We start from the raw sequence: 8,331 nt of genomic DNA, 5'->3' as shown, positions 1-8,331 counted from the left end.
CGACGGCGGCCAATGGGCCCAGTGGTTCACCATGCCGGCCGCTGCGGGCCCAATCGTGTTGGCGCTCAACGCCGGTGACCGCGGGCGCGCCGCGGAGGCCGCCTCACCGCGCGACCTGATGGCCACCGCGCTGCCCGTCGCTCGCCGGCTGTTCGGCGATGTCGCGCCGGTGGGGGTCAAGACGTCGAACTGGAGCGCCGACCCATATGCGCGGGGCGCCTACTCCTTTCACGCTCCCGGCTCGGGCCTCGACGACCGCCGTCGGCTGCAGGATCCGGTCAGCGACCGGCTCTACCTGGCGGGCGAGGCCGTCGGCGTCAACAATCCGGGCACCGTGCACGGCGCCCTGGCCAGCGGCCGCTACGCCGCCGAGCAGCTGATGCACCGGTTGGGCCGCTACCGCTAGGAAGCCAGCCCCCGAAACCGCGCCGACGTGTCCCGCTGCGGTTCGTGTTGCCGGGCCGGGCCCGCAACCAGCCGACGGCGGGCCGTCGTCGCGCCTTCGATGTGCGCAAGGGCCGTGGCGACCGAGTCGGCGATCGGCAGCCCGTGGTCGGTGACGATCCGGGTGAGCCGGCGCAGGGCCGCGCCGCTGACGACGACGGACCGCAGCTGGGCCCGGCGATGCTCCTCGTTGAGGACCAGCAGCGCGCGCAGGCCCGAGCCGGCAAGGAAATCCAGGCCGCTGAGGTCGAGCACCAGCGGGGCCTTCAGCCGCGAGAACCGGCGAACGGCCTCGATGATCAGGTGGACGTTCGATGCGTCGACTTCACCGTCGATGCGCAAGACGGTGGCCACGCTGCGGGCGTGAACATGGATTTGCGCTCCGGCGCAATCGATTTGATAACGGCTGCGCGGTTGGCCGAGCAGCGTGGGCGGATGTGTCTGGGGTGTGCGTAGATCGGGTGAAGCGGTCATGGTTGTGCGCCCTTCAGGCTTGATAGTGAGCAGGGCGAGCGACGACGGTGTCCGAGTGGCGCCCGTAGATAACGGCAGCTGGGGACTCAACCTGACCAAAGCCTACCGGCTATGGCGGCCGCCGGCGCACATCGGCGGCCCGGCCCGCCCGCCGTTCGGCCCCGCAATCGGCGGCCGACCAGGGGTTACACCGACGACACGGGGTGAGAAAAAACAACTTTCGGCGTGTTCGCGTCGCAACCGTGGCGCGAAGGTGACGCGCGATGGACGCGGCGGGCCTGACCTGCGCCTTGTCGGCGCGCCGTTACGACTGCGGGGTCATGTGCCGCAGGGTGGTGTGCGGGCTCTGGCCGTACGTCTGGCGATACAGCACCGCGAACCTGCCGGTGTGCGCGAAGCCCCACCGCTGGGCGATTTCGGTGACGGTGGTGTCGGACGGCGCGCCCGCCAGCAACTCTTGATGGGCGCGGTTGAGGCGCACGCGGCGAATGTATTCCGTTGGCGTGGTGGCGAGCTGGCGGCGGAAGAGGTACTGCACCGCCCTGGGCGTCAGATGAACCTTCGCCGCGACGTCGTTGATGCTGATGTCGGCGGCGGCGTGACGATGGATGAAAGACACTGCTTCCCTGAGCGTTTCGGACAACGTCGGCTCGTCGGCCAGATCCTGCTCGGTGACGTTGGACGGGAAACACTCCAGCAGCGCGCCGGCCAGCAGCGGAGCCAGTCCGGCCACGATCAGCGGCTGATGCGCTGTGTCCGGCCCGGCCAAGGTCCCCGCCACATAGTCCAGCGCCCGGTGCCACGCCCGCACGGCCGCGCGCGAGCGTGGGCGCCAGTCCCGGAAGTGGATCTGCTGGGGTAACGGCGTGCGCCAATCCGCGGCGGCCCGGTGCAGCACGTCCGCGGGGATGCTGACCACATCGAAACGTGACCCGTTGCACTGCAGCACGCACGGCATCCCGTGGGCGACGAGCACCGGGAAGTCCACCGTCGCGAGGGGGCCGCCGGCAATGCTCGTCGACCCCGCGCGGGGCTGGATCACCACGACGCCCTCGGAGGCCGGGATCTCCAGCGCGACGCGCCCCTGAAACGTCACGTCGTCCAGCGTCAGCGAGCCGGCTTCGCAGCGGCGGTGGGCGACGGCCGAACCGCCCATCAGCCCGGTGATGCGCCACCCGGGGGTGTAGACGCCGGCAAAGAATCGCCGCGCGGCCTGCGCGTCGACGGTGCGGAACTGGTCGAACCGAATCGCCGAGCCGGGAACGTGTGCCGGCCGTCCGGCATCGCCGGACAGAGCCGGGGCGCCGGGGTCGGCTTGATCCGCGTCGGGCCGTTGACCGATAGCACCGGCGGCCACACCTGGGCCGGCGCTGTCGGTGATGCTCGTCATGGCGGTCATAGTCTGCGGTCCCCCCACGGCTTTCGCGCTGTGATCATTGCATCACCGGACACCGGATGACTGCAAGCGCGCCGGCGTCCAGCGTGGGGATACCTGCCGGTAGATGTTGAGCGTGTCGAGGGCGATCCGGTCCCACGCATAGCGCGACACGGCGCGACTGCGGCCGGCCGCGCCCATGCTCGCACGTTGAAAGCCTTGCGGGAGAAGGTTTCTCAAAGCTGCGGACAGCCCGACGGACGATTCCGGCGACAGCACCAAGCCGGTGACGTTGTCCACCACGGCGTCTTTGAGCACCCCCACTCCAAACGCCACCACCACCACGCCGCTGGCCATCGCCTGCAGCACCGCTGTCGCGCGCGGTGGCCGTCGCGGCGTGCACGCGACCACGTCGGCGGACCTCAGCAGCGTCGACAGCTCGTCACCGGCGACGGTGCCTGCGAACCGAACGCGGTCGTCGACGCCCAGCCTGGCGGCCAACTGTTGCAGCCGGGCCCGCGCCTCGTCGTGCGCCCGGTTGGTGGCGCCGGTCTCCGCGACTACCAACTCGGTGGCGGGAACCCTGCGAAGAGCGCCGATGGCGATATCGAAGCCGTTGTCCGGCAGCGGGTTCGGCGCCAGGCAGAGGACACGATGCAGGTCGGTACGGGCCAGCGCCGGACCGCTCGAGGTGAATCGCTCGACGTCGACACCGCTCGTCAAAGCCGACACCCGGGCACGGCTGCGGCGCAACCGGGTCAGCGCATCGACGTCATCGGAGCTCTCACCGGTCACCCACCTCGCGCTGCGCGCCAGGAGCGGTTCGATGCGGAGCCGTTCACTCTCCGAAGGCGTGCCCCCGGCCGGATCGGTCCCGTTGGTGGCGGCCAGGCCCGGGAAAGTCTGGACGGTCGGGACGTCCCGCCGCCGGGCGGCCAGCTGCGCGGCCAGACCGCCAAGCCACCCGTAGGCGTGCACGACGTCGGGCGCCTCGGCCGCCCACTGGCCGGCGAGGGAACCCGCCCAGTCGCCGACGTAGGGCAGCACGTCCGAGACCGACTTTGCCGCTCGTGGGCCGACGCCCACCGATACGGTGCGGCCGTCGGTGCTGGTACCCGCAGCTCGGCGGCCATTGTGCCGAACGAATCGGGTGACCTCGTGGCCGCGGGCCGCGAGCGCGGCGGACAGTTGCTGTGGGTCGTCGCCGACGATGTCGTCGCCGCTGACGATCGCGATCCTCACCTTCGAACCCCTTCCGTCGCCCTTGGCGTGGGGGCGTACCCGGCCCGATATGGGCGAAACTCGGCGGCGCGGCCGTTTCGCCTGAGGCGCCGCGGTTTCGCATTGTGGACAACCCTTCGGGGCCCGACCCGAACGGATCGCTCGCGGGACTGTGCCGCAGCCGCCGTTTTGGAAGACTAGACGGGTGGCGAGCGACGCGCACCGGCCCGTCGTCGAGCTGGTGGTCCTGCTGGCGTCGGCGGGGGGCCTGGACGCGCTGTCACGGGTATTGGCGGACCTGCCGGCGGAGTTTCCGGCCGCGGTCGTCGTGCAGCAACACCTCGGCGACCACGACAGCGTGTTGCCGGCGATTCTTCGCCGGCAGAGCGGGCGACCGGTCAGCTGGGCGCGCGACGGGCAGGCCCTGGCGCCGGGACAGGTGGTCATCTGCCCACCGGGAATGCAGCTGGAGCTAACCCCGGACGGCCGCTGCCGCCTGCGCGCCATGAAGAGCCTCGGGGTGCGGCGCTTCGACGTGCTGCTGCGGTCGGTCGCCGAGTCGTACGGGCCACGCAGCGTGGCGGCGGTGTTGTCGGGCTCCGGCCAAGACGCGGCTGCGGGCACGGCGGCGATGAAGCGCGCCGGCGCCCTCGTCCTCGCGGAAAGCCCGGACACCGCCCTGTATTCGTCGATGCCGGTGGCGGCGGCGCGGGCCGGGGCCGACCTGGTGTTGCCGATACACCAGATCGGCCGCATGCTGGCGGGCGTCGTCGAGGGGGCGCCGCTGCCCGCGCAGCAGCCCCGCGACAACGGGCGGGTGTCCTGGGGACCCCCAATTCACGGCTCCGGTGCGGACACGCCGGCGCCGGGGCTGTTGCGCGACGAGGTAGTGAACAACGCGGCAGGTCGCGCCGAACTCGCCGCGTCGCGCGCCGCCGAACTCGGCCGCAGACGACGGGACCTGTCCGCGGGATTCGGCGCCACCGCGGAAACGGTGGAGACGGCGCGGCGCAGGGCCGCCGAGTCGCGGCGCCGCGCACAGCTGGCCCACCAGGCGGCCGAGGAAGCGGCCGCCCGTTGGGGGCAGGCAGGCGGCTAGACCACCACCTCCATCAGCAGCAGCGCGCCGCGGACCGTCTCCTCGCCCGACCGAAACGATGTGCACATGATGCGCACCCGGGTGGGCCGGCCCCGCCGGTTGACGGCGTCGACCTCCGTCTCACCGGAGCTGCTGGCGTCCACGAACGCGTTGCCGATCAGCGGCCGCACGGTTTCCAGCGGCAGCCCGATGTCCAGGTTGGTCAGCCTGTTTCCGATCGTCTCCTCCGAGCGCAGCCCCCACAGCTCCTCGCAGCCGCGGTTCCACAGGATCACCTTCATCTCGCGGTCCACCACCACCATTCCCATGCGAACCGAGTCGATCAGCGAATCCAGGAAGTTCTTCGCGTCGTCCAATTCAAGGCTGCGCTCCCGCAGCATGTCGTTGATGGTGTGCAGCTCGTCGTTGGTGGACTGCAGTTCCTCGTTCATGGTCTCGAGTTCTTCGTTGGTGGACTGCAGTTCCTCGTTCGTGGTCTCGAGTTCCTCCACGGTGGACTGCAGTTCCTCGTTGGTGGTCTCGAGTTCCTCGTTGGTGGACTGCAGTTCCTCGTAGGCCGCTTCCAGCTGGCGGTTGGTCTGGACGACCTTGTCCAGCAGGGCGCGCGTCGCGCTCACGTCGAAGAACACGATCGACACGCCGAGCAGCCCGTTCTCGGCGTCGACGAGCGGGTTGACGTGGATCTCGAACCACACGGTCTCGGCGCCCGGCCGCTGCCATTTGACGTCCTGGATCCGCGCCGACCGGCGCTCCACCTTGGCCTGCTCCAGGTAGGCACGCAGCTCCACCGGACGGTAGGACACCTCGAGGTCGCGCAGGAGCCGGCCGATGTCACGGGCCGAGAGCCCGAACAGGGTCTCGGCCTGTTGATTGATCATCGCAACGGTGTCATCGCCGGTGACCACGATCTGAGCCACCGGACTGGCACGAAAAGCCAAGTCGCGCACCGTCGTCAGGTCCGTCAGGTCGACGTTGCGTTCGTAGAACGCCCCGGCGGGGTCGTAGCGCTCGATGCCGGCGTGGCTGCCGATCGCCTTGCGGAAGATTCGGTGTTTGAGGTTCAGCGGGGTGAACCGATCGCCATGGCTGAGCAGCATCTCGGCGTGCCCGAGGAACAGCGTCCCCTGCGGCGCAAGCGCAAAATGCAAGCGGCTTAAGACGGTTCGCTGCGTCTCGGCGTTGAGGTACATCAGCGTGTTGCGGCACACCAGCAGGTCGACGCGGGAGATGGGCGCGTCCTTGACCAGATCGTTGCGGCCGAAGATCACCGCACGGCGCAAGTCCTTGTGAAAGACGTAGCGGCCGTTGACCTGTTCGAAATAGCGGGACAGCAGGTCGGCCGGCACCGACTCCACGGCCTTGGCATCATAGGACGCGGCGCGCGCCTCGGTCAGCGCGTCCTCGTCGATGTCGGTGGCGTAGATCTTGACCCGTTGCCGGAATGCCTCGGGACCCAGCGCCTCGGCCAGCAGCATGGCCAGCGTGTAGGCCTCCTCGCCGGATGCGCAGCCCGCGCTCCACACCCGGATCGGGTCGCCCGGACCGCGCTCGGCCAGCATCCGCGGAATGACTTCGGCGGCGATGTATTCCCAAGCCTCCGGGTCGCGGAGGAAGGCGGTGACGTTGATCAGGATCGTGTTGAACAGCGCCGCGAATTCGTCGGAACTGGCTTGCAGGAAGTCGAGGTATTCCTCGAAAGTGCTATAGCCCGCCTGGTCCATCCGGTGGCGGACCCGGCGCATCAGGGACGTGCGCTTGTAGCCGGTGAAGTCGAAGCCGCGCGAGTCACGCATGTAGCGCAACAGGGCCTCGAAAGCCTCGTCAGTACTGCCGTCCATCCAAGTCCCGTCCGCCTCGCGCGTGGCCGAAGGAATTGAACATTACTCGCGCTGATCAGAGTTGATTCTCGCGACCGACCAACCCCCAGATCGTCTTGCCCGTCGAGGTCGGGGTGGTGCCCCAGACCCGACACAGGGCGGACACGATGGCCAGGCCTGACACGAGCTCGGCGCCGCGTTCGGCGTCCTCGTGCCGGCCCGGCAACCGGTTGCTGCGATCCTCCACCGCGACGGTGACGGCGTCGTCGAAGCTTTCGACGATCAGCACGGGCGCGCTCGTGGTGTGGTCGAGCACGTTCTCCACGAACACGGTGGCCACCGTGGACGCCACGGGGACCACCTCCCGGCAGTCCCATTCGGTGAGCCAATCGCTGACGATCGTGCGGGCCAGGCCGAGGCTGCCGCGTGAACGCGGAAGCTCGGTGCGGGCCCGACGGCGGACCCGTAACGACTGACTGCGCACAGCGTCCAGCGCCGACTCCCGGGTGGGGTGCACCGGCACGTACCGGGTCACGCCGCCGGCGGCGATCGCCCGCCGCGCGTCCGGTGCCGAGCACACCAGCAGGATCGGGACGTCCGGCCAGACGCTGACGTGCCAGCGCGCGCTGGTGAAGACCGTCCAGGCCGACGCCGTCGGCGCGGAGAGCCGGTTGACATCGACGATCACCGCGCTGGGCTCGTCCAGGGCCGCCTTGATCACCGCGTCCCGGAGAGTCCGATACGTGAAGCTGTCCAGCACGCCCGCGACCATCAGCACCGGCACCTCATCTTGCGCCTCGGTGTCGATGCCGACGGCGGACCGCGGTTCAGCCACCGGCCCCACCCCCACGCGGAGCGGTGTTCGACAACCGGTCGCCGAGGACCTTCAGCGCCCGTTCGGCTTCTTCGGCCAGGTCGGTGTAGTGCCGGTTGAGCAGTCCGGGCTCGGTCCGGTCGGCCCGCGTTCGCGCCAATCGGGCCTTTTCCTGAAGGCTGCGCAAGGCGACCCAGAGCGCGCCCTCGACTTCGGCGCCCCGCGCGGCGAGCAACGCGTCGGCCGTCCAGGCGTGACCGACCTGGCAGCGAAAGTTGCCCTCGCTGACGGAAACCAGGGAGCCATTGCAGTCCGGGCAGGTGAAACCCGAGGGCGCGCCCAACTCCTGGGTGTCGAATTCGGTCGAGAATCGCGACATCATGGCAATGCGATTCTCCAATTCCATTGCGGCGTCAGGCTCCATCTCCGCACCCTCTCGCTCTTGGTGCGACAGTTCTTTGAGCAGGGCGCCGATGTCGCAGGCCGCGGCCTGGTGATCCAGCAGGCCGGCGTCACGCGCGTGGGTCGGCATCGCGGGGAACAGCGCGTCCTCGGCTGACTGGCCGATGGTGATGCCGCCGCGCGAGCGGATCGCGGCCAGGCCCAGCACCCCGTCGTCGAGCACCCCGGAGAGCAAAACGCCTACCGCGCGCGCCGAATGCCAGGGCGACCGACCGAAACAACGCGTTGATCGCGGGCCGGTGCCCAGTCTCGGTGGGTCCCTGCGACAGCAGCACGCGGTGGTCGGCGACCAGCAGGTGGTGGTCGGGGCGGGCGACGTAGATGCATCCCGGTTCGAGCCTCGCGCCGTCTTCGGCCGCGACGGCCGGCAGGGGGCCGGAGCGGTCGACGATCCGGGACAGCGCGCTGGGCGCACCGGCCGGGATGTGCAGGGCCATCACGTAGGCGTAGGGAACGTCGGGCGACAACCCCGCGGCCAGCTTCGACAGCGCTTCCACTCCCCCGGCGGAGGCACCGACTGCCACCACACCGCGCAATTCGCCGTCGTCGCTGATCGCTCCGGTCACCACCCTCGACTACCCGCATCAATGGTAGGTAACCCACGCGGCGAGGGATAGATGCGCGT

7 protein-coding genes and 1 pseudogene are annotated in these 8,331 nt (G+C 69.8%); 2 read left to right on the top strand and 6 right to left on the bottom strand.

Features of this window, described 5'->3' with window-relative positions:
- Positions 1-406: FAD-dependent oxidoreductase (locus A5692_RS13865; RefSeq protein WP_197514455.1), on the top strand; the 406-nt coding region annotated here is incomplete at its 5' end.
- Here A5692_RS13865 and A5692_RS13860 read toward each other — a convergent pair.
- The 3 genes from A5692_RS13860 to A5692_RS13850 all read right to left on the bottom strand — a co-directional run bounded on the left by A5692_RS13860 (position 403) and on the right by A5692_RS13850 (position 3,535).
- Complete coding sequence (locus tag A5692_RS13860; protein WP_082962688.1) at positions 403-918, bottom strand: STAS domain-containing protein; 516 nt, start codon at positions 916-918, stop codon at positions 403-405. The genes A5692_RS13865 and A5692_RS13860 overlap by 4 nt on opposite strands.
- Positions 919-1,222: 304 nt before the next feature.
- Positions 1,223-2,317, bottom strand: coding sequence for an AraC family transcriptional regulator (locus tag A5692_RS13855; protein ID WP_068056861.1), 1,095 nt, complete (start codon positions 2,315-2,317; stop codon positions 1,223-1,225).
- A 42-nt stretch (positions 2,318-2,359) separates the two neighbouring features.
- Complete coding sequence (locus A5692_RS13850; protein WP_068056860.1) at positions 2,360-3,535, bottom strand: glycosyltransferase; 1,176 nt, start codon at positions 3,533-3,535, stop codon at positions 2,360-2,362.
- A gap of 184 nt (positions 3,536-3,719) precedes the next feature.
- Here A5692_RS13850 and A5692_RS13845 point away from each other — a divergent pair, with 184 nt between their 5' ends.
- Positions 3,720-4,613 (top strand): chemotaxis protein CheB, encoded by an 894-nt coding sequence (locus A5692_RS13845; RefSeq protein ID WP_082962687.1) that lies wholly within the window; start codon positions 3,720-3,722, stop codon positions 4,611-4,613.
- Here the strand turns inward: A5692_RS13845 and A5692_RS13840 are convergent.
- The 3 genes and pseudogenes from A5692_RS13840 to A5692_RS13830 form a co-directional block, all read right to left on the bottom strand.
- Positions 4,610-6,451 (bottom strand): CheR family methyltransferase, encoded by a 1,842-nt coding sequence (locus tag A5692_RS13840; RefSeq protein ID WP_068056858.1) that lies wholly within the window; start codon positions 6,449-6,451, stop codon positions 4,610-4,612. The genes A5692_RS13845 and A5692_RS13840 overlap by 4 nt on opposite strands.
- A 55-nt stretch (positions 6,452-6,506) precedes the next feature.
- On the bottom strand, positions 6,507-7,265 hold the full coding sequence (locus A5692_RS13835; RefSeq protein ID WP_068056868.1) for an STAS domain-containing protein: 759 nt from the start codon (positions 7,263-7,265) through the stop codon (positions 6,507-6,509).
- A pseudogene (locus A5692_RS13830) lies at positions 7,258-8,272 on the bottom strand (chemotaxis protein CheB). The gene A5692_RS13835 and the pseudogene A5692_RS13830 overlap by 8 nt, the downstream one beginning before the upstream one ends.
- Positions 8,273-8,331: the final 59 nt, after the last annotated feature.

The sequence above is a fragment of the Mycobacterium sp. E342 genome, assembly GCF_001667665.1.
Taxonomy (GTDB): Bacteria; Actinomycetota; Actinomycetes; order Mycobacteriales; family Mycobacteriaceae; genus Mycobacterium.
This window is presented reverse-complemented; position numbering and strand designations above follow the sequence as displayed.

Coding starts and splice junctions, on each gene's coding strand:
- A5692_RS13855 (WP_068056861.1), bottom strand. CDS start 2,317: ATGACCGCCATGACGAGCATCACCGACAGCGCCGGCCCAGGTGTGGCC.
- A5692_RS13840 (WP_068056858.1), bottom strand. CDS start 6,451: ATGGACGGCAGTACTGACGAGGCTTTCGAGGCCCTGTTGCGCTACATG.
- A5692_RS13860 (WP_082962688.1), bottom strand. CDS start 918: ATGACCGCTTCACCCGATCTACGCACACCCCAGACACATCCGCCCACG.